The sequence below is a fragment of the Microbacterium sp. NPDC064584 genome (assembly GCF_040687315.1).
Taxonomy (GTDB): domain Bacteria; phylum Actinomycetota; class Actinomycetes; order Actinomycetales; family Microbacteriaceae; genus Microbacterium; species Microbacterium lacus.
In genome coordinates this window covers 41,969-63,104 of sequence record NZ_JBFBMZ010000001.1, presented here as the reverse complement: position 1 = coordinate 63,104, position 21,136 = coordinate 41,969, and the positions used below count along the sequence as shown (strand labels likewise).

At 64.2% G+C, this 21,136-nt stretch carries 13 protein-coding genes and 1 pseudogene; 4 read left to right on the top strand and 10 right to left on the bottom strand.

Going from position 1 to position 21,136, the window contains the following annotated elements:
- Window positions 1-457: 457 nt before the first annotated feature.
- The 9 genes from AB0P18_RS00275 to AB0P18_RS00235 all read right to left on the bottom strand — a co-directional run bounded on the left by AB0P18_RS00275 (window position 458) and on the right by AB0P18_RS00235 (window position 11,567).
- Window positions 458-1,036, bottom strand: coding sequence for a hypothetical protein (locus AB0P18_RS00275; protein WP_363358417.1), 579 nt, complete (start codon window positions 1,034-1,036; stop codon window positions 458-460).
- A 219-nt stretch (window positions 1,037-1,255) separates the two neighbouring features.
- Window positions 1,256-1,813, bottom strand: a complete 558-nt coding sequence (locus tag AB0P18_RS00270) for a DUF1643 domain-containing protein (RefSeq protein ID WP_363358416.1) — start codon at window positions 1,811-1,813, stop codon at window positions 1,256-1,258.
- 76 nt (window positions 1,814-1,889) lie between these two features.
- Window positions 1,890-3,182: a nucleotidyltransferase gene (locus tag AB0P18_RS00265; protein WP_363358415.1), complete on the bottom strand. Its 1,293-nt coding sequence runs from the start codon at window positions 3,180-3,182 to the stop codon at window positions 1,890-1,892.
- Window positions 3,166-3,762 carry an SLATT domain-containing protein gene (locus AB0P18_RS00260; protein ID WP_363358414.1) on the bottom strand — a complete coding sequence of 199 codons (597 nt, stop codon included), beginning with the start codon at window positions 3,760-3,762 and terminating at the stop codon, window positions 3,166-3,168. Before AB0P18_RS00260 ends, AB0P18_RS00265 begins: the two co-directional genes overlap by 17 nt.
- A gap of 255 nt (window positions 3,763-4,017) precedes the next feature.
- On the bottom strand, window positions 4,018-6,483 hold the full coding sequence (locus AB0P18_RS00255; RefSeq protein WP_363358413.1) for a DEAD/DEAH box helicase family protein: 2,466 nt from the start codon (window positions 6,481-6,483) through the stop codon (window positions 4,018-4,020).
- Window positions 6,480-8,471, bottom strand: a complete 1,992-nt coding sequence (locus tag AB0P18_RS00250; RefSeq protein ID WP_363358412.1) for a site-specific DNA-methyltransferase — start codon at window positions 8,469-8,471, stop codon at window positions 6,480-6,482. Before AB0P18_RS00250 ends, AB0P18_RS00255 begins: the two co-directional genes overlap by 4 nt.
- A 431-nt stretch (window positions 8,472-8,902) precedes the next feature.
- Entirely contained in the window at window positions 8,903-9,463 is a 561-nt protein-coding gene (locus AB0P18_RS00245; protein ID WP_363358411.1) for a recombinase family protein, read from the bottom strand.
- Between the two features lie 45 nt (window positions 9,464-9,508).
- The gene (locus tag AB0P18_RS00240) at window positions 9,509-10,315 is read right to left on the bottom strand and encodes an AAA family ATPase (RefSeq protein ID WP_363358410.1); all 807 of its coding nucleotides are present in this window, start codon (window positions 10,313-10,315) and stop codon (window positions 9,509-9,511) included.
- A 301-nt stretch (window positions 10,316-10,616) separates the two neighbouring features.
- Window positions 10,617-11,567 (bottom strand): sugar-binding domain-containing protein, encoded by a 951-nt coding sequence (locus tag AB0P18_RS00235; RefSeq protein WP_363358409.1) that lies wholly within the window; start codon window positions 11,565-11,567, stop codon window positions 10,617-10,619.
- A gap of 115 nt (window positions 11,568-11,682) precedes the next feature.
- Here AB0P18_RS00235 and AB0P18_RS00230 point away from each other — a divergent pair, with 115 nt between their 5' ends.
- The 3 genes from AB0P18_RS00230 to AB0P18_RS00220 are packed head-to-tail and all read left to right on the top strand — an operon-like array spanning window position 11,683 to window position 16,885.
- Entirely contained in the window at window positions 11,683-13,422 is a 1,740-nt protein-coding gene (locus AB0P18_RS00230) for a glycerol-3-phosphate dehydrogenase/oxidase (RefSeq protein WP_363358408.1), read from the top strand.
- Window positions 13,423-13,473: 51 nt separating this feature from the next.
- Window positions 13,474-14,991 (top strand): glycerol kinase GlpK, encoded by a 1,518-nt coding sequence (gene glpK / locus AB0P18_RS00225; RefSeq protein WP_363358407.1) that lies wholly within the window; start codon window positions 13,474-13,476, stop codon window positions 14,989-14,991.
- Window positions 14,992-15,049: 58 nt separating this feature from the next.
- A complete protein-coding gene (locus AB0P18_RS00220; protein WP_363358406.1) occupies window positions 15,050-16,885 on the top strand; it encodes a prolyl oligopeptidase family serine peptidase in 1,836 nt (611 codons plus the stop codon).
- 251 nt (window positions 16,886-17,136) lie between these two features.
- On the opposite strand, the pseudogene AB0P18_RS00215 reads toward AB0P18_RS00220, so the two are convergent.
- Window positions 17,137-17,685 (bottom strand): annotated as a pseudogene (locus AB0P18_RS00215) (response regulator transcription factor); the annotation flags it as partial.
- A gap of 394 nt (window positions 17,686-18,079) precedes the next feature.
- Between AB0P18_RS00215 and AB0P18_RS00210 the strand changes: the two are divergent.
- Complete coding sequence (locus AB0P18_RS00210; protein ID WP_363358405.1) at window positions 18,080-21,085, top strand: AAA family ATPase; 3,006 nt, start codon at window positions 18,080-18,082, stop codon at window positions 21,083-21,085.
- Window positions 21,086-21,136: the final 51 nt, after the last annotated feature.

The following is a 21,136-nucleotide window of genomic DNA, read 5'->3' as shown; positions in this document are numbered from 1 at the left end:
CGGCCACGAGTACGGACGCGTCGAGTTGTGACGCGTCAACGGTGGCGCGGATGCTCGCTATAAGCCCTACCTTCGCGGCGACCACATCGGTTGGGTGACCACGCTCCGTACAGCGTGCGAGCGAATCCATACCGTGTATCTCCTTCAGCATGGGCCCGGGGGCGGGGCGATCGCCGACTGGGGTGAGCTCACCGGCGGCGGTCGTCGAGATTGACGCCTGTGCGGTTCAGTCAATCCGTGCTGACGGAGAGCAGGGGCCCCATTCGGGCAATGCGCGCTGAGCGCGCCGCTTCGTGCAATCAAGATCGGGCTGATGAGCCTCGCGCTCGCGATCTAACCGCGGTCATGGACCGTTTCGCATGCCTGCCCTAACGAGCATTCCCGGTCGTGTCGGTCGCCCTCGCTATGGTCGGTCCCGACCGAGGGAGCCACTGTGAACGAATGTCTCTGTTGTCACCTAATGAAGGCCGAGCCGCCTCTCGACCGCACTGACAAGGCGCAGCAGGTCTGCCCAGAATGTCAGATTCACTACAGCAGGCCCGAACAGAAGAATCAAGATCACCTCCGGGCCTGGCAGGCTGTGGCGGCGGACCTCGAAGGGAGACGCCGCGCTGCCGTCGCTCGTGCGGTGGCGGCCGAAAAGCTCGCGGAGGACAATCGCGTGGCGCTCAACGACGCCATGCGCGTCTCCGTCGAGGGCTTCTTTCAGGACGGCAACATAGGCGACGAGCTTCGGGCACGCTTCGGAGCGGGCGTGAACGACGAACGCGTGCGGCTTGTCGGTCGGGCCTTCCGTCAGCGCGCTCGCGCACTGAGCGCGATCCTTTTCGTCGCGGAGAGACACTCTGACGACAGTGACACGGGCACCTGCAAGTGCGGCCAGCGGACCGCGCGGTGCAGCGAGCTCCGCGCGATCTGGTCTGAACTCCCCGGCGCCTACGAGTGGGAGCGCGGCCAGATCACGCGAATGGACACAGGTCTCGATCACGACCTCCGTGCTGATCACCCCTCCGCGAAAGAATGGATCGACCGTCACCCGCAAGAACGCTGGCGGGGGCTCCCGGCGCGGGACGAGAATGCAAACGCGCGGAGTAGGTGGCGGCGCTGACCTGGATCCACTTACGGGCATCGCGCGTCGAAGGTGCCCTATCGTGCGCTTGCGATGCGCTGCAACTCCACGAGGAGGGCGCTCTTGCCCGATGAAGGATAGAGCGCCGGCTGGTCTCAGCTCGTGTGCCTTGCTGGAGGCACCCGCCTACAAAGTCTTGAGGTATCCCCCCATGTCGAAGGTCACTAGCGGGAGCGCATAAGGCGCTCTCGAAGGATGCCGCGGGTGACCGTCGACCAGCGGCTCACCGATCGACACCCAGTCGCAACAAGCGTCATCGACGATCTTCGCGATGCCGCGTGCCATCCCTGGGAGGTATGGACGCGTGTCGATCAGGATTCCCCACGCGGCCAACAGCGACACCCGCCCCAACTGCGCGGTGAGATTCTGCATGAGCTCAGCGATGCGCTCTTCGTTCTCACTCATCAGTTCCGGCAGGTAGTGCAGGTGCATGCCCGTCGGATCCGTGGAGCGTTGCGGATACAGATTCAGCATGATCCAGCTGTCGAAGTTCTGCGCCGCTGCACGTCGCTTTACCCGTTCGACCGTCGGGTCCAGCTTCCACGGGGTCGCCGTGCTCGGGTTAACGCCGACGCATACCAGAGGGTTCTGCCCGACGGTGCCGAGAACGAACCGCGCGTCGTCGTTAGGGGTGTTCTCGTAGAACCACCCATTCGGCACCGCCGAAAAGGGACTTTGGGGCATCAGAGTGCTCCTCTGCGTGTTGGGCCGCGTTCAGAATCGACTGAGATCCACGTTCGCTCAACGACGCCGTCGGGTGTCACCGGGTATCCGCAGCAATCGGAACGTCGAGGCTGTCGCGGGCGACGACGACGCCGTTGTGGATGATGTAGCACTCGACGAGGTGCGAGCCGCGGAAGCTGGTGACCTCCCTGCGTTGGTTGCCGACGCTCGGGTTGATTATCTGTCCGCGGATGCTGTTCAAGCGTTCGGCTTCCGGCCCACGGTTTAGTACCTTCCACTTCACCGTGTATGGCCCCGGGACATCGGTGGCGGTGATCGTGAATGTCAGTTGCTTCTTCACCGGCAGCAGCTTGAGCATGCTGAGGACCGCGCGGAGGGTCTGCGGCCGGAACCCGTCCTGGGTCACGGTGCAGTCGATGGTGAGGTCGTACCGAATGTCGACCGGGTAGAACGACTCGATGAACTGCTCGGTGTCGACGAAGGCGCTCGCAGAGTGGACGGCGACGGCGTCGATGACCGGGACACTGTTGCCGAACACAGCCCGCCACTTCTTGTAGGCGTTCTTTTGCCCGGCGGCAGCGATAGCGGTCACACACAGGTCGTATGCATCGGTCGCCGCACTCTGGAATTGCTTCTTGACCTTCACTCGCTGCCGGCTTCCGAGCGCGGCGTAATGCTGATGGTCGTCTTCGTCAGAGAGGTATTCGAAGAAGTCCCGAACCATCAGACCCCAGCTATCGCTCCCGGTCCCTCGATGGTCTGGGTTGTCGGCGAGGAAGTTGTAGGCGAGCGTGTCGATCAGCAAACCACCCATCGCCACGCCGTGCTTGTTCTTCCAAGCCCGTGCAAACTTGCACAGCCGCCGCAAGTTCCCTCCAGCCAGGATGTCGTCGGTGCTCATCGCCTGAATCTCGGCGCGCGGTTTGGTGATCTTCCAGCTGTCGCTGTACGTGTCGGGGTACGAGAAGGACTCGTCGTCGTTCTCGAAGACAGGCTGCACCTCGAACTTGAAGTTCGAGAACTCGACAACGACTACCAGTCGGTCGACCTTTATCGAGGTGGACGGGTACCGCGCACGTATGGCGGTCCGAGTACGGGTGAGCGCCCTGGATGCTCCGCCGGTTTTCTCATAGTCGGAGCGGAGCGAGTTGGGGAGGACGTACAGCAGATCGAGGTCCGAGATGCCTTTGATCGCGGTGAAGCGTCCGTAGGAGCCGACCATGAGCTTGTTGTCGGTCGAGCCCAGAATGCCGCGGAACTCATTGTTCAAGCTCTTGGTGATGGCGTCGCGCCGCTCGCCGATCGCCGCGGTGTTGTCGACTTTCAGGTTGGCGAGGAGGCCCTCGAAGATCTCACCGGTCTGCGACATGCGCGCCTCCCGCCTTCGCGGTGCGCAGCTTTGCTGGCAGCAGGTAGTCGATCTCCTGTTCGGTGAACGTGAGGTCCTCGTTCAGCTGCAACCCTTGCTGGGCCAGCCGGTACGCCTTCGGTGTGGTCCGCGGCGCTTCCCGGAGGATGTCTGCCGCGGACTCCTGAAGCCGATCACGCGTCTCTCGCGCCGCACCCAGGTCAATCGCCCCACCCGTCAGGTCGACGATCAACGACAGATACGACTCCCGAATGCTCCACAGCGCTGCGGCGGTGTCGCGGTGCTGCTGGGTCTCCTCCCCGTGCTTGAAGTCTTTGCCGGCGAGGGTGGAGGCGGACAGCAGCACCGCGACGAACGAGGTGGCCAGCGCCGCCCACTGTGCGTCCAGAACGACACCGAAGAGGGAGGCCAGGAAGACGCCCGAGCTTGCCGCGGTGAGCCAGACCCTGATCTGCCGCTGCTGTCGGTACAGGGCCGAGCTGATGTCGGCCTGCTTCTCATGGGTCTTGTGCGTGTAGCACGCGCGCCCATAAACCTCGCGTACCTGAGCGAGCAACAGATCACGCTCTGCGTCGTCCACGGCCGCGATGCTCGACTGCGCGTCGGTGTCGTCAGTTGCCACGTCGGCTATCCCCTCCTGAGCCGACTTCCGTCAACCGGCGTTGATTGCAGCGCCCAAGCTCAAGCCGATGATAGGCACGGCCTCCGACACCGGCGTCCGCACGGGCCTGGGCATCGAGCCATTGGCGTGTAGCCGCAGACGGAGGTGACGCGCTGACACGGATAGCATCGGATGCTTCCGTCCGTCTAATGCGCCAATGGGGAGACACGATCGCTACTCGGGGTTCGTCGCCACCTTCAGGGCCGCCCACGAGCCAGCCTGCCTGATTGCTGTTTCGTTGGCAAAGACGTAGTGCCAGTCACCGAATGTGCCATCGTCCCGAACTGCGCGCGCCCAGCGCTCCGCGGCCTCTCGCTTGCGGAGAACGTCTGCGTCGTGCGAGTTCTTGTCAGCCTTACCTTCGATGACCCAGAAGACCCCACTGACATCGATCGCGATGAAGTCGGGAAAGTACGAGCCCTCGGCCGTCGGAATGAATGCCGGACCGTTTGTGTAGATCCTCAACCACCATTCGATCTCAGGATCCCGATCGAGCAGTTGGGCAAGCTTCCACTCAGTCGAGCCAGCGTCAAAGGACGCTACCGGCATGATGTTCCGCTGCCAGCCGGTAAATTGCGCATGCTTCAGAAACTCATCGTTGTACGCGTTTCGCGCAGCGCCGTCCACTAGTACCGGTTCCACGGGCAGACTGACCGCGACAAGGTCGTACGTCATTTCACGTTTGCGGCGCCCATATGCGGCTTGGATGAGGTTCGTGATCCCCTGGACGGCCTGGTGGCGCCGGTTCTCGCCCCAATGACTTGTTTCGGTTGCCTCGGTGACGCCGGCGCCGCGCAGAAACGCGCCTGTCAGGCGCCGTGCCCCGTTCCGCTCCTCCCGTGTCTCAACCACAAGACTCAAGATCGCCGCTGTGAGGTCTTCGCGCACCGTATCTATGCCGGTAAGGGTTTGTTGCGCTTCAACGTTCTGTTGAGGCGTGACAGTGATCCTGATGTCATCCCCGTCGCGTGACGCTTCCAGAGCATCCTTTGCGAGAAAGGTGGGGACTTCAGTGATGAAGCGAGCCCCGGCGGCCTGCGCGTCTCCGTTAGGGATATCCGACAGCGTGAACGCAGAGTACGTGAGGCGCGCCTCGCGACGGGGGAAGACGATCTGGGGCGCGCCCTCAGTACGACCCTGCACGACCGGCTCGGGCTCGGCCTTTCGCTGATCGGCGTCGAGAAAGAAGAGAACTTCCGGCTCGTCTTGAGCTTGGCCAGGTGTGCCACGCACGACGGGAGAAAGGTCTACATTCTTGCTTGGAACGACCGCGGACATGGATGGACCGGGCTGCCGCGGATCGTCGGTTGCGAGCGTCGGGTCTAGTGTGGGCAAATCTCCGGCGCTGGTAGCCGCTCCTTGTTCGTCGACCTCAGTCTCGGTAGGTGGCGACTCAATTCGCTCGCGGAGAATATCCTTCTGCGCAAGCAGTTGCTGGTACGAGTCGTGCGCGACCAGGTCTACCTGATCGATCAAGGGAACCTGCGTACGCGATCCGAAGGGAAGTCGAAGTCCCCGGCCGAGGATCTGCTCCGTCAGCGACTGCGAAGCGAGTCGGCGGAGCGCCACTATCACTGCGATGTTGCGAACGTCCCAGCCCTCTCTGAGCTTATTCACTGAAACGATCGCCTTGATCGGCGAGTCGGCACTTTCAACGGCCGCCAGGGCAGCCAGCGCTTCGTCGGATGACTCAGACGTGACCTCGAGAACCGCGGATGGATCGCCGATGAAGCCGGGACTGGCCAGCGTCTGAGCGACATCGCCCGCGTGTTCGATAGAGGCGGCAACGACGAACAACACCGGCTTCACAGGCGCCCCCGTGGGGTTTGCTTCGCGGTACGTGAGGTATGCGACCTCCTTTCGGCGCAGTAGAGTGCACGCGTCCTTGAGTTGCGTTTCCTCGTCGCGGGTTCCGTCCTTGCGATACACAATGACCGGTACCTTTACCAACTCGTCAGCGATCGCCTCGCCGAGCGTGTACTGGAAGATGACCTTCGACCTGTCAGATTCGGCCGGAGTGGCGGTGAGTCCAACCAGTGCCAGCGGATCCAAATCACGTATTGCGGCTGAGAATGACGCAGCATTCTGATGATAAATGTGGTGCTCGTCAGCCACTACGAGAAGATCGTCCGCATCCTTGAGGTACTCGTAAAGCGCTGCGCCGAGATTCTCGTCCATTTCGCGCACCTTGCGGCTCACGCGTTGCCTCGGCGAGATGAGTTGGTGCACATTGAAGACGAATACCTTGAGGGCCTCGTCATCGCGTAGCGCGCTCGCGACCGCGGCAGACCTGAAGTTCTCTGGCGTGATCACAAACGGCGGCATGTCAGCCCCCGCTACGTACTTCTCCGACGCGGCATCGAAGTTGGCGAGAGTCTTCGCCTGAATCACCGAACCTGGAGTGACCACAAGGACGTGACGAACTCCAATCGCTGCCGCATAGTCCACCAGCGAAGACATGAGAAACGTCTTGCCCACACCAGTCGCTAGGTCGACCACAACCTCGGGATAGACCGTTCCAGCGCCCGTGGCCAACGCTTCAACGACGGCCGCAAGAGCTCGACGGTTCGGGTCTCGGAGGTCGAACCTCGCCGCGATCTCTTCAACGAGCTGCGGGTCATCAATCCAACTGACAGTCATTTCACCGTGCCCTTCGGAAACAGATCGAGCGGTGCCTTCTTGATCCGCGATCCAGGCGACAGCGAGTGCAGTAGTTCGCGGGCACCTGGTAGTACGAGCTTGGCGACTACAACCGCACGTTCGTTTGTGGCGAGGTGCTCTGCCACCGTGCGCACGACGATCTCGTCGGCTACGCCATCCACGACTGCAAGCCTCTGTCGTCCTCGCACCCCACAAAAAACAGGGTGCTCAGGCGTCAAGGTGAACCGCAATTGCGCCGCGACTGCCTTCGACCAGTTGCCGTTGACAGCCGATTCAGCAAGGAAGACTTCACCAGATTGCTCGTCAATGTCGTACATGGACGGACCGACCTCCACGTGCCGAAATCCTCCACCGCCGTGCCACTGCCGTGTGCGCTGCGGTCGGGTTCTGATCGCAGCCCGGAGCGCAGCAAGCGACTTTGAGTCGAGCACCGCTCCATCCGGATCGACGAAATCTACGACTCTCTTGAGCTGCGTCAAGAAGTCCTTCGCGTCCTCCGGCAGCATGCCCTCGGGCAGGCCCGCCTCCTCGCCGCTTGCGTCGGTCCATGGCACTCGAGCTTCGGCAATCGTGATGCCCCCGTCGTCTACGCCTTCAACCACCTTCTCGAGACGCCGCCTCGTGTATTTCTGAACTGTGGTAGGCCGCATTTCTGAAGTCACCCATCGCCGCCCCATCTTGTGCGCTACGGCAGCAGTAGTGCCCGACCCCGCAAAGCAATCGAGCACGACGTCGCCGGGCTCAGTAGAGATCGCAATGATCCGTTGCAGCAAACGCTCCGGCTTCGGGGTATCGAATGCGTGATCGGCGGGGAACAACGCCTTGATCTCCGACTTAGCGGTTCGGTTCGAACCAACCTCCTGAAACCGCCACCAAGTGGTGGGAACCGAACCGCCGGTGGGGATCCGCAGCTTGAAGCCAATCCCTCCTTGACCGTTCGACCGGAGAATGATCTCGGGCCAGTCTCCCCTCGCATAGCGAGCGCGGGCGAGCTCAGCGGACTCAGCAAGGGGAAGCGCGAGCATTACCGCTTTCACACCTGCCCTCATTTGCGATGGATCAAGGCCACACACCGCTGCTCGCTGCTCAACATCGTCGATGTCGCGTAGCTCGTACGGGGCATACTGACTCATCTGCTCGAGAATCCAGTCCCGCGACTTGGACCAGTGACGGCTCCTCGTCGGATACAGAAGCTCGCCAGTGATCGGGTGCTGGACAGCGTGAATGTACTCGTGGTGCTTTTGATCGCCGCGCACGGTGGTAGGCCCATCGAACCAGCGCTCCGAGTCTCCGTCCGGACTTGTGTACTTGAGATCAAGCGCTGCCGAACGCGGCATTCGGTTCGGTACCCATTGCTCCGACTTCCGGTACACCAGAAGCGTGTCATGCGAGGTCGAGAATCCGGTGTTGTTGCTACGCGTATTGTCGGACTTCTGCCAGGCTACCTCCGCAACGAAGTTGCTGATCCCAAACACCTCGTCCAGCACCAGCCTGCACCGGTGGGATTCAATGTGATCGAGGTGTACCCATATGCAACCGTCGATTGCCAGCAGTGGATAGACCTGTCGCAACCGGTCCCTCATCATTGTCAACCAGATCGAGTGGTCGAGTAGATCCTCATAGTTATCGAAACTCTGCCCGGTGTTGAAGGGCGGGTCGATATAGACGAGCTTGATCTTCCCCAAGTACTGCGAGGCCCATTCTGGTGTCATCCGGAGAGCATCGAGCGCATGCATAGCGTCGCCGGTAATGAGGAGATTGTCGTTCGTGGGCTCCGGCAGATCAGCCGAACGAGCGACTGGTGTCGGCCTGACGAGGCCGCCGACGTCGTGCAGCAGACGGATCTCGCGAGCCCGCGGATCGTACTTGTCAACGAAGGTGTAGTCATACCGACCGTCGCCGGTCGAGATCAGCGCCTTGTCCTTGTCCGTCCAGGTCAGCTCAAGACGTCCGGAGTGTCTTCCCACACGCTCCTCAATCGCTCGTCGGTCATCAAAGGCCGGGCGTCCGGCTTTTGTGCTGCCCGTCGCTCAAAGTCCCCACCAAGTGACCCTAGTCGAGCGGGACATGTAGGTGACGGCGGTCATCCCAGCCGGACGAGCCGTCGTGTCGCACATCCAGCTCCTGGGCTCTGGCAATCGCCGCGCGCGGTAGCAGCGGCCTTGGTGTCTCAACGAAGCCGTCGCGCTGTCCTCCAAACTATGCGTCGCATCCGCGTTTGGCGCGAGTCGGTGACGCCCCCCGGAACCGGGCCGACCGCGCCCGAAAAGCCGGTCCCTCATCGCGACGACATCTGCAACCGGAGTCGATTCGCAGGGCTGAATGCAAACGCGCCCGGATGTGAAGATCAGCGGTCTGTGGCGGGGTTCCGTGGTCGCTTGGTGTCGTCGGTCTGGGTTCATTCGTCGAGGGCCTTGGACCTCCTATAGAACGTCGCGCGTGACATTCCTAGATCGAAAGCGACCTCGGCGGCTGGCTGTCCTTCCTCGACGAGACGTACCGCTCTTCGGATTTGATCATCTGTGAAGACGAGGGGGCGGCCGCCGAGATTAGTGCCGGCCTGACGACGTCGTTCGATCGAGTCGTGGGCGCGTTCGCGATTGAGTTCTCGCTCCATTTGGGTCAGCGCGGCAAGGGTGGTGAATAGCATCGAGCCCGCCGCCGTCGAGGTGTCGACGGTGTTGCCGCCAAGGTCCAACACTCTTAGTTCAGCTCGGCGGGTTTGCAGCTGCGCCGCGACCGCGAGCACGGTCTGCGTCGATCGTCCGAGTCGTTCGAGCGTGTCGATTGTGAGTGTGTCTCCGGGGCGGAGGGCGTTGAGCGCCCGGTTCAGCTGGGGCCGAGAAGGGCGGGCACATTCCCCGTCGTGGTCGGTGTAGATGTCGGAGGAGTCGACGCCCGCATTGATGAGGTCAAGTCGCTGACGGTCTTCTAATGGTTGTGGCGTCGACGTCAGCACATACCCGATTAGTCTCATGGCCGCGCCTTCGTGAGGAAGTTGCTCCTAGTCGCCGATGACGAGGATGCTGGCTGCGGCTTCGACGACGTCGTCGGTGATGGTTTCGAGCTGATTGATCTTGAGTACACGCGCGATCTGGGGGAAGAGCCGCTCGAGGAGTCGGAAGTTGCCGCGGGTGATGCGTTCGATGGCAGCTATGGCTTGAGCGTCAGTGAAGTCTTCCGGGTCGAGGGAGCGTCCGATTCGTCTCCAGTGTCTGTCCAGGACGAAGAGGAGTTCGTCGCGACCGAGGGCTCGATAGTGGTGGGAGAACCCGAGCCTGCTGTAGAGCTGCGGGTAGTGGCGGAAGCGTTGGTCGATGCCGGGCATGCCGATCAGGATGATGGCGACGTGTGTGCGATCGTGCTGGTCGCGGAGTAGTTCGAGGGCCATGGGGGTGAGCCGTTCGGCTTCATCGATGATGAGCAGCTCGAGGAAGGAATGAGTGTGTGCGCGCTGGCCGGTGACTTTGCCGATCGCGCGTTGGTGTTCCTCAATGCAGCTGTCCAGCTTGTTGTGCCAGTAGCCGATCTCGCGGACGAGTTCCTTGGGTCGAGGAAGGACTTCGGGGGTGTAGAAGACGGTGCGGGATCGGTTGGCGAGGGCGTAGAACGCGGCGTCGGCATCGCTACGCGGGCCCCATTCGTTCATGTACGGCTCCAGGGTGTCCCAGTTGGCGTACCTGCGGGCGGACTTGGTTTTGCCGACGCCGGCATCACCGTGGCAGATCCCGATTGTCTTCTCCTTCCGGACGGCGTTCGCGAATTCGGTGGAGCGCCGGTGCTCCTTGGTCACGATGAATGCCTGGGCCATCACTCGTCCTCTTCGTATGTGCGGAGCCGGTTCCGCCGCGCCGGAGGCGGGGTGTGGCGTGGTTCTTGCCGGGTGGCGGTTGTGGGGATGCCGAGTTCTCCGGAGGCCATGTGCGGGCGATCTTCGGCGATCGCGCCGACCATGTTCAAACCCCAAGCCCGCGGCCGACTTAGACCTGCTCGTGATCGCGCTGTGTTCGTCGGTGTGAGTCTCCGATGAGTCACTGTTTTGTCGATGATCGGGGGGTCAGCGATCTGCTACCACGTCCACGATGTCGGCGTGAGCTGAGTTCTCGATGGATCTAGGTGATACGGCGCCGCAGTTCGCGGGCGGTCTGCTCATCAAGGATGAGCTGCGTGATTATTCCCGCGCGAAGAGCCGCCAGTAGAGGGATGACCTTGTTTTCTCCGGCGACGGCGCACACGCGACGCGGAATGCGCGTGAGCTCCGCTGGCGTGGGACCGGTTGCACGTTCGTTCAAGGCAAGGTCCTCGTACGTCCCATCGGCTCGGAGGAACACCGTGCAAACGTCGCCGACCACTCCGGCCGACTCGAGCACACGAATGTCGTCTGGTTCGAGGTACCCCGCCGAGTAGACATGGCTAGGCACCTGGCCAGTCACGGCACCGATCGAGAACAGGGCGATGTCCGCCTGCCGCTGCACCTCGAGCACCCGCGCGATGGAGCGCTCACGCCACATCGCGTGTCGCGTGCTGGCATAGTCGAAGAAGGCAGGCACCGGAAACGACTGCACCCGCGCATCGAACGCCTCACCGAATCGAGAGATCAGGTTGTCCACATAGTCGACGCCCGACGTGCGGTTGTTCGCACCCCCGTTGAGCTGAACGATGACGCTTCCGCGCGTCGGCTTCTTCGTGAGATGCTGCGACACCGCGCCGAGAGTTCTTCCCCACGCGATCCCGAGGATCATGTCTGAATCGAACCAGTCGGTCACCATCTTGGCTGTGGCGGTGGCCACCTGATCCAGACGCTCCTGCATCGATGCGGAGTCGCTGACGGGCACCACATAGGCCTCGACGCCGAATTGCTCCGCGATGAGGTGGGCAACCTCCGGGGCATGTGAGGGGGTCGGGCGCAGCGTCACGCTGACGAGCCCTGACGACCGGGCTTCTTTGAGAAGTCGTGACACGGTCGATCTCGACATGTGCAACCGCTGAGCGATCGTCTCCATTTTGATGTCCTGGAGGTAGTACATCGAGGCCGCCGCCAGGATCATTTCGTCCTTACTCATAACTCTTCTGCACATTCGTGCAGGATCCATGCGCGATTTGGCATCATACGTCCCAAGGCTAATACGCTTCAGGCTGTCCGCGGGAGATTCCGCCGGTCCTCAAGAACGGAACGCCATGCTCGACACTCGCCTCACGAAGGAATCCCGCGACCGCGCCCTCGCGCGTCTATCCGAGAGCTCACGGCCGGGGCGAGAGCTCGATGTCCTGGTGATCGGAGGCGGCATCACCGGTGCCGGCATCGCCCTCGATGCGGCGAGTAGGGGTCTCGAGACCGTGGTAGTCGAGGCGCAGGACTGGGGCGCGGGAACATCGTCTCGCTCGAGCAAGCTCGTGCACGGGGGTCTCCGCTACCTGCAGATGCTCGACTTCAAGCTGGTGTTCGAGGCATTAGCCGAGCGCGACCTCCTCCTGACCACCGTGGCCCCTCACCTAGTGCGCCCCGTGCCGTTCCTCTACCCATTGCGCCACCGGGTATGGGAGCGTGCCTTCGTGGGCGCGGGCATCGCCCTCTACGACGTGCTCGCGACCCTCCGACGGGGAAAGCGCGCCCTCCCCTGGCATCGCCACCTCAGCCGTGCCGACCTCGACCGGGTCTTCCCGGACCTCAGCGCGCGGGCGGCCGTCGGGGCGATCGAGTACTGGGACGCGACGGTGGACGACGCGAGATACGTCACGACACTCGTGCGCACCGCGGCGGGGTACGGGGCACAGGCGGCCACGCGCATACAGGTGGTGGAGCTGACCAAGAACGGCGCCGGTGTCGTCGACGGGGCGCTGCTGCGCGACCTCGAGACGGATCGCGTGATCGCCGTCAAGGCGCGCCATGTCATCAGCTCAACCGGTGTCTGGACCGAGCAGTCTCAGGCTCTCGCCGGCGAGACCGGCGGGCTGCGGGTGCTGGCCTCCAAGGGCATCCACATCGTCGTCCCCCGCGACCGGATCGAGGGCGACGCGGGTCTGATCCTGCAGACGAAGAAGAGCGTCCTCTTCGTGATCCCGTGGTCGCGGTACTGGGTCATCGGCACGACCGACACCCCCTGGACTGAAGACCTCGTCAATCCCGCCGCACACGCCCGCGACATCAACTACGTGCTCGACGAGGCGAATGCGGTGCTGGAAAAGGCGCTCACACACGACGACATCATCGGCACGTGGGCCGGGCTGCGCCCGCTGCTGCAGCCGGGCACCAAGGACGGCACCGCATCAGAGAAGGTGTCGCGCGAGCACACGGTCGCCTCGCCCGTCCCGGGGTTGACCGTCATCGCCGGCGGCAAGTTCACCACGTACCGGATCATGGCGCGGGATGCCGTCGACTTCGCCTTAGGCGCCGAAGCGGCCGCCCCGCGACCATCGATCACACAGACCCTCCCGCTCGTGGGCGGGCGCCCTTCGGCCGACGGCGCCCCGGGCGCCCTCGCACGCCAGTTCGGCTGGGACGCGGCGATGGTCGATCACCTGCTGCACCGGTACGGCTCCGACATCCGCGACATCGCCGAGATCTGCGACCGCGACGAGACCATGTCCCGCCCGCTTGAGCATGCGCCCGCCTATCTGCGCGCGGAAATCGCGTACGCCGTCAGCCATGAGGGTGCGCTGCACCTGGAGGATGTGATGCACCGTCGCACCCGCATGGTCTACGAGTACGCCGACGAAGCGCTGGCGGCCCTTCCCGAGGTCGCCCGTATCGTCGCCGGCGAATTGGGCTGGTCAGACGCGCGGCGCGACGAGGAGGTCGCGGCGTATACCGCCGTGGCCGACGCGGTCGCCGCTGCGGCGCGCACGAGCGATGACGCCGCGGCCGCGCGCGCCAGGGCGGCCGCCCCCGGAGTCGCCGCCATGTCGCCGCGTCCCTGATCGCCGATCCCCCCCATCCCACCCCTCACACGCTTCGATGGAGAGCACCCCGTGACACGATACGTATTGTCGATCGACCAGGGCACGACGAGCACTCGCGCGATCGTGTTCGACCACTCGGCGTCGATCGTGGCCAGTGGACAGCTCGAGCATCTCCAGCACTTCCCCCGGGCGGGATGGGTCGAGCACGACGCCATCGAGATCTGGGACAACGTGCGCGAGGCCGTGGGACTCGCGCTCACCCGCGCGAACCTGACGCACGGCGACATTGCCGCGGTCGGACTCACGAATCAGCGCGAGACCACCATCGTCTGGAACCGCCACACCGGAGTCCCCGTGTGCCGGGCCATCGTCTGGCAGGACACGAGGACGCAGCGGATCGTCGAGGACCTCTCGCGCGAGCACGGGGTCGATCGGTACAAGGCGAGCGTCGGCCTGCCGCTGGCGACCTACTTCGCTGGCCCCAAGGTGAAGTGGATCCTGGACAACGTCGTCGGCGCCCGTCAGGCCGCCGACGACGGCGACCTGCTCTTCGGCACGGTGGACACCTGGGTCCTCTGGAACCTCACCGGCGGCGTGGAGGGCGGCATCCATGTCACCGACGTCACCAACGCCTCCCGCACGATGCTGATGAACCTCGACACTCTGGCCTGGGACGAGCAGATCGTGGCGGACATGGGTATCCCGATGTCGATGCTCCCGCAGATCCGGTCCTCGTCTGAGGTTTACGGTGTCGGTCGCGAGCACGGGATGCTCCCCGGAGTCCCGATCGCCGGAGTTCTGGGGGACCAGCAGGCAGCGATGTTCGGTCAGGCCTGCTTCAGCGAGGGCATGGCCAAGAACACCTACGGAACGGGGAACTTCCTGCTGCTGAACACGGGCCCCACGCGCGTGCACTCTGAGAACGGACTGCTCACTACCGTCTGCTACAAGATCGGGGACGCCCCGGCCGTCTACGCGCTCGAGGGATCGATCGCCGTCACAGGCTCCCTCGTGCAATGGCTGCGGGACAACCTCGGCATGTTCTCGGACGCGTCAGAGATCGAGCCGCTGGCCCGTGAGGTCGAAGACAACGGCGGCGCGTACTTCGTGCCGGCGTTCTCCGGACTGTTCGCCCCGTACTGGCGGCCGGATGCCCGTGGTGCTCTGCTCGGGCTCACCCGCTACGTCACGAGGCAGCACATCGCCCGTGCGGCCCTGGAGGCCACCGCTTATCAGACGCGCGAGGTAGTCGAGGCGATGAACGCGGATTCGGGCATCGCGCTGGCCGAGCTTCGCGTCGACGGCGGGATGGTGGCCAACGAGCTGCTCATGCAGTTCCAGGCGGATCAGCTCGGTGTAGATGTGCTGCGCCCCGAGATCCTCGAGACCACCGCCCTCGGTGCGGCCTACGCCGCCGGCATTGCTGTCGGATTTTGGGGCGGTCAGGACTCCGTCACCGAGAACTGGGGCGAGGCCCAGCGCTGGAACCCCTCGATGCCGCTGCTCGAGCGCGAGCAGCTCTTCCGCAACTGGAAGAAAGCGGTCACCAAGACCATGGGTTGGGTGGACGGTGACGTGGACACCTGACCCCCGACACTCGCTCAGACCGAAACCCAACCGATACCCACGAAGGAGTAGGGATCTCATGAAAGCAACCTTCCTGAAAAGGAACCCATTCTGGCTCGCGCTGTCATTGGTGCTGATGCTGATGTCAGCGATAGTCGCATCTGCGGTACAGACGAACGCCGGGACCGTCGCGGTAAAGGACATGCGGTGGGAGACGTCGTCGGGCCAGATGATCAGCGCCCTTCTGTTCAAGCCCGACGCGGTGACCGCCGACTCGCAGGCCCCTGCCATCATCGTGTCGCACGGCTGGTGGAACAACCGCGAGATGCAGGACGCCAACTTTGTTGAACTCGCTCGTCGCGGGTACGTCGTGGTGTCCATCGACATGTACGGGCACGGCAACTCATCTCCGCTGGTCAACGACCAAGTACAACTGGGCGGCACCGGCATGTACGACGTCGTGAAGCTCGTCGCCGATCTGCCATATGTGGACCCCGACATGATCGGCGTCTCCGGACACTCCAACGGCGCGCGGGCCGCGAACTTCTCGGTGGCCCTGGACAACGAGGCCGACGAGCAGCTCATCGATGCAGTCTTCCTCGTCGACAACGACCCGGTCTACACGGACGCCGACGGCGCGTACACGAACATCTACGGCACGCGCGACGTCGGTCTCGTCGCCGCCCAGTACGACGAGTTCTTCTTCCGCAGCTACAGCCCGGAGGGTGTCGCACTGACCCCGCCGCGCGATTACATCTCGACCCCTAACGCGCAGTCCTTCCTGAACTTCGGCGCCGACCCGGCCGAAGGCGACCCGCGCTCGGCCGGTGAGTTCTACGCAGAGGGGGATGCCGATCGCATCGTCTACACCCCTGCCGAGACGCACCCGTGGGGCACGATCTCGAAGACGACCGTGGGTAGTCAGGTCGAGTTCTGGGAGCGCGTGTTCCCCGCCCCGAACGCGATCGATCCGGGCACCCAGGTGTGGCAGGTCAAAGAGACGGCGACCGCGTTCGGTCTCATCGGCTTCGGCATCTTCCTCGTCGCCTTCGCGCGTGCGCTCCTCGGCACGCGCGCCTTCGCGGGCCTCCGGGTCACCGACCCCGCCCCGCTCGCGGCCACGAGCCGCAAGGGCCTGGCCTGGTTCTGGGGCGGCCTGGTCGTCTCGGCGCTGTTCTCGGGCTGGAGCTACGTCTGGCTGAGCCAGCAGCCTGTGATGCAGGGCATTGCTTTCAATGCCGTGCCGACGATCTTCACCCAGGGCGCCGTGTTCTTCATCGCCACTTGGGCGGCGATCAACGGCGTCGCGGGGCTGATCATCATGACGGTCTCCTACTTCGCGTTCGGCAAGAAGAACAGCGTCGACCTGCGGGCCGCTGGGGTTCTGCCCGGCTGGAGGAAGTTCTTCCACGGCATCGGCCTCGGAGCGGTCGTCGTCGCGGCCGGATTCGGCATCGTCTTCGTGCTCGACTACTTCTTCAAGACCGACTTCCGGTTCTGGGTCGTGGCCGTCAAGGCGTTCGGAGCGGACAAGCTGTGGATCGGCCTGCTCTACGTGCCGTTCTTCCTCGTGTACTTCCTCGCGAACTCGGTGGCAATCAACGGCTTCAACCGGTTCACGCTGCGCGGCAAGGAATGGCTCAATACGCTGGTGCTCGCCCTGGCAAACGCGATCGCACCGATCGTACTCGTGATCGCCCAGTATGCGACGTTCTTCATCACCGGTGAGACCATCCCCGGCTTCGGCGGCATCTTCAGCATCTGGCTGTTCCCGGTCATCCTCATCCTGGCGGTCTCGGCCGTGATCTCGCGCAAAATTTACCGTGCGACGAACAACCCGTATATCGGGGGCTTCATCAACGCCGCCGTCGTGACGATCATTTCGGTCTCCAACACGCTAACCGTCGTGTACTGACCAGTCTCACCGAGTCGGACAGAGGGAGCGCTTCCGCCTTGAGGCGGGGGCGCTTCCTCTGTCGCGTCAAGGGGTCAGGCGAAGCCGGCACTGAACCACTTCGCGATCGCATTCGAAAGCCGGATCACCTGATGACCGCCAGATCAGATCCACCGTTATCGGACAGACCCAGTCGAGCTATCCGTGCGCCGACCAGCTGCCCGACCGTGCTGCGAATTTGGTGCCACGCGGGATGACGGTGTGACGCAGGTTCAGCGCAGGATGCCGCGTTGTCTGGCTGCGGAGACGGCTGCGGTTCGTGAGGTGACGGCGAGTTTCGTGAAGATGTGGGCGAGGTGGGATTTGACGGTGGTCTCGCTGACGAAGAGTTCGGTTGCGATGTCGGTATTGGAGTGGCCGGCCGCGACGAGCTCAAGCACCTGCATCTCGCGACTACTGAGGCTTGCTTCGGGGGCTCGCATGCGGCTCAGAAGCCTTGAGGCGATGACGGGAGCGAGGGCGCTTTCCCCTGCGGCGGCGGCCCGGACGGCTGCGGCGAGCTCGTGGGGTGGGGCGTCTTTGAGGAGGTAGCCGCTGGCGCCGGCTTCGACGGCTCCCAGGATGTCGGCGTCGGAGTCGTAATTGGTGAGTACGAGCACGTAGGGGGCTGCGTCGAGGGCACGGATCCGCCGTGTCGCGTCGGCTCCGGTCATTGCGGCGTGAGCGCCGAACTGGAGATCCATCAGTACGACGTCAGGGTTGCTGTGTTCTGCGGCGGAAACCGCTTCGTCGTCCGCAGCCCAGGAGACGACCGCAAGGTCGTCTCAGACCGCACTTCCAGGAGGCGAACACAGCTCATCGGCGACCTCGAATTCCGTTGTCCGCGAACTCCGCAACGGTGACGCGCACCGTCCGTACCGCGAAGATGAAGCCGGGAATGAGCAGCCACGCGATCCCGTAGAAATGGACGGCCACGAAAAGGAGACGCACCACCCCAAACGACACCGAGCAATCACAGAACACCGCCACAGACAGCCAAAACTCACAGCGCCCGGATGCCCCGGACGCGAACGAGCCCGCTGAGGGCCCCACTAACGAATGTCGATCACCAGCACGACGCACGCCGGCCAGAACGACTGAGAGAAAACTGCGATGCACGCAGGCACTTCTGTGTAAGCACTCGTAAGTTAGACAGATTCGGCGTACTCTGGGCGCATGCGCGGAGGCCTCGAACGCTGGAAGAGGGGCGTCGAATCGGCGGGAGTTCGACAGGCGATGGCATACGCCTTCAAGGGCAGCTGCGACTCTCACCTTCGAAGCGTCACCGGCGTCGAAGCCCTCGCCGCGTACGCCGACAGCAGCTCTGCGCGCGTCACGCGATTCACAGTCGAGCAGGGACGCATCGCGTCGGATGCGCTCGATCCAGAGGAGCTACGTCGTTGGGTAGACGGTCACGATCCAAACACCGACGCCCCGCGCGGCCGCGAGCTGAGGTCGCCGCAGGCGGACCTGATTCTGGACGGCACCATCAATGCACCCAAGTCGTACAGCGTCGCCGCGCTGATCAACGATGACCTCGCAGCCGAGTTCGAGGCACTTCAGGATCGGCTGCGAACTCGGATCATCACGACCTGGCGTCACGAGCTGAACGCGCGCCGGGGCGCGGGTGGCAACATCCGGGAGCGTCTCCACCGCATCGAAGTCGTCGAGCTGCAGCACCGCCGCTCGCGGGCGCTCGACCCGCACATCCACCGGCACCTGTGGCTGAACGTGAAGGTGCTCGGGGAAGACGGGAGGTGGTCGAACGTCGACTCCCGGGTTGCGATGAAGCTGCACACGTTGATCAACGCGGAGGGCGAGCTGGCCGCGCGTACGGACCCGCAGTGGCTCGAAGCGCTTGCCCGCAATGGCTACACGCTCGACAGCGACGGTGAGATCGCCGAGCTCGCATCCGCCGTACGTCCGCTCTCGCGCCGCTCCAACCAGATCGAAGCGAACCGCGCGAAGCTGCTGCTCGGCTGGCGATCGGAGCACCCGGGTCAGGAGCCTGACCACGACGTCCTCCAGCACATCGATCGACTGGCGTGGGCGAAAAACCGCCCGAACAAGCCGAGCGTTGTGGACGAGGAGCAGTGGGAGCAGCTCGTTCGTGATGAGCTGCGAGCGATCGATCCCGCCCTCCTGATCGCGCGCCAGCCGACGAGAACGAGCGCGACGACGATCGGGCCCCTGGACCGTGACCTGCTCGCCGCCCGCGCGATCGTGGATGCCGACTCGCGATCCACGGCGTGCGGGGGAAGGTTCAGCATCTACGACCTGCGAGCCGGCGCGACCAGGGCTGTCGCCGCATCCGGAATCGTCGCGCCCCGCGAGAGCATGCAGAAACTCATCGATGACGTCGTCGCGCGGGGCCTCGCGCACACCGTCGACCTACTTGATCAGGAGTGCGACCGGCCAGGTCACATCAAGGGATACATGGCCGCCTCCACTGCTGGGCTGAAAGTCGAGCTCGCAGCGCGCTTCGACATGCTCACGCACGCCGGGGAGCAGGTCGACCACGAGGACATCGTGGACATCTCGCGAAAGACCCTGCCTCACGACGTCACTCTCGACGAGGGGCAGTCGGACGCTGCTGCGTCAATTGCCGGCACCGATCGCCTCGTGTCGGTGACGGGGCCGGCGGGTGCCGGCAAGACGACGATGCTCCGCGTTGCCCGCACCGCACTCGAACGCCAGGGACGCAATCTGGTGGTGGTCGCCCCGACCAAGAAGGCGGCCTCGGTGGCGGCCCGCGAGATCGGAGCGACGGCACTCAGCCTGCATGCGCTTCTCGCGGATCACGGCTGGCGCTGGGGCCGCGATGAAGCGGGCGGCGAGGTCTGGACGCGGCTTGAAGTCGGTGAGACCGACGCCCGAACCGGAGCGGTCTTCATGGGGCCGCGCCGGTTCATCCTGCAACCGAGCGACCGGGTCGTCGTCGACGAGGCCGGCATGGTCGACCTGCACACAGCGAATGCGCTTGCGGTCGTTGCTGCGGAGACCGGCGCCGGCATCGCGATGGTGGGCGATCATCTGCAGGCGATGCCGGTCGGGCATGCCGGCGCCATGGCGTGCATGACGCGGCGCGCGACAGCCGTCGTCGAGCTGACCGCGGTGCATCGGTTCCGCGACCCCGAGTACGCCGCACTGACGCTCCGCATGCGCGAGCCTGACAGCCACGAAGAAGCGCTCGCGGTGGCCGGCCAACTCGACGAGCGGGGATCGATCCGTCGAGTCGCGGATGCCGCGCAAGCGCGCGACGTCATGGTCGAGGCGTACTTCCGCTGGGCGGCGAGCCGCGCGCGAGTCGCGTTGGTCACGAGCACGAACGAGGAAGCCGATGCGATCAACGAGGCGATCCAGGAGCGCCGGGTCGAGTTGGGACAGCTGCATGAGGAGCGCCTCGCCATCGGGCAGGGGGAGCAGCGGCTGCTCGAGGGGGACGTGGTGCAGACCCGCCGCAATGACCGCGACGCGGATGTCGAGAACCGCGCACTGTGGACCATCCGAAGCATCCGCGGTTCGGACATCGAACTCGTCGCCCTGGGAGACAGTGGGGACCGCCGCCGGGTGTCGCTGGAGTACGCCGCCGAACACATGCATCTCGCCTACGCGGCGACCGTGCACGGAATCCAAGGCGAGACGACGGATGCCTCGGTAGTCGGGCCCGGCGTGGACGCGTCGGGGCTGTACGTCGGAATGACGCGGGGGCGCGCGCATAACGAGGCGGTTGCGATCGCAAGAACACCTGCCGCCGCGCGGGACCAAGTCGCCGCGAGCATGATGCGCGGGTCGCAGGAAGTGAACATCGATGACTCGAGGCGGGCGGTTCGGACCGAGCTCGGTCGAGCCGCCCGCGATCCTGGCACTCGGCCGATGACAGCGCTCGAGGCGCAGCAAGAGTGGCTCTCCCAGGCCGCCCGGACACTGCTCGACATTGACCAGCGAAAGGCGGATGCCGCTGCGAGAGCCCACGGGCGCGGATGTGCAGCAGACACGACGGATCTCGACCACGCCAGAGAGCGTCTGCTCGCCCGCTACCAGCTGGTCACCCAGCAATACGAGGAGGCCATCCAGCATGCGGAGAACAGCGCGGAGCGGGCTCGTCCGGACCGCTCCCGGCCCGCCCGCGACATGGGTGCGGTGAACGGCCCAGCATCGGGCGGCGGGCTCGGCCGCTGACCCACAGATAGGGGCGCGAGAGGAAGCGGCGAAGGAGTACAGTGACTCCCA

What these genes read in the sequence shown, in the direction of transcription:
- AB0P18_RS00270 (WP_363358416.1), bottom strand. Translation starts at nt 1,813, where the DNA reads ATGCCCCAAAGTCCCTTTTCGGCGGTGCCGAATGGGTGGTTCTACGAG.
- AB0P18_RS00265 (WP_363358415.1), bottom strand. Translation starts at nt 3,182, where the DNA reads ATGTCGCAGACCGGTGAGATCTTCGAGGGCCTCCTCGCCAACCTGAAA.
- AB0P18_RS00255 (WP_363358413.1), bottom strand. Translation starts at nt 6,483, where the DNA reads ATGACTGTCAGTTGGATTGATGACCCGCAGCTCGTTGAAGAGATCGCG.
- AB0P18_RS00240 (WP_363358410.1), bottom strand. Translation starts at nt 10,315, where the DNA reads ATGGCCCAGGCATTCATCGTGACCAAGGAGCACCGGCGCTCCACCGAA.
- AB0P18_RS00235 (WP_363358409.1), bottom strand. Translation starts at nt 11,567, where the DNA reads ATGAGTAAGGACGAAATGATCCTGGCGGCGGCCTCGATGTACTACCTC.
- AB0P18_RS00230 (WP_363358408.1), top strand. Translation starts at nt 11,683, where the DNA reads ATGCTCGACACTCGCCTCACGAAGGAATCCCGCGACCGCGCCCTCGCG.
- AB0P18_RS00220 (WP_363358406.1), top strand. Translation starts at nt 15,050, where the DNA reads ATGAAAGCAACCTTCCTGAAAAGGAACCCATTCTGGCTCGCGCTGTCA.
- AB0P18_RS00210 (WP_363358405.1), top strand. Translation starts at nt 18,080, where the DNA reads ATGCGCGGAGGCCTCGAACGCTGGAAGAGGGGCGTCGAATCGGCGGGA.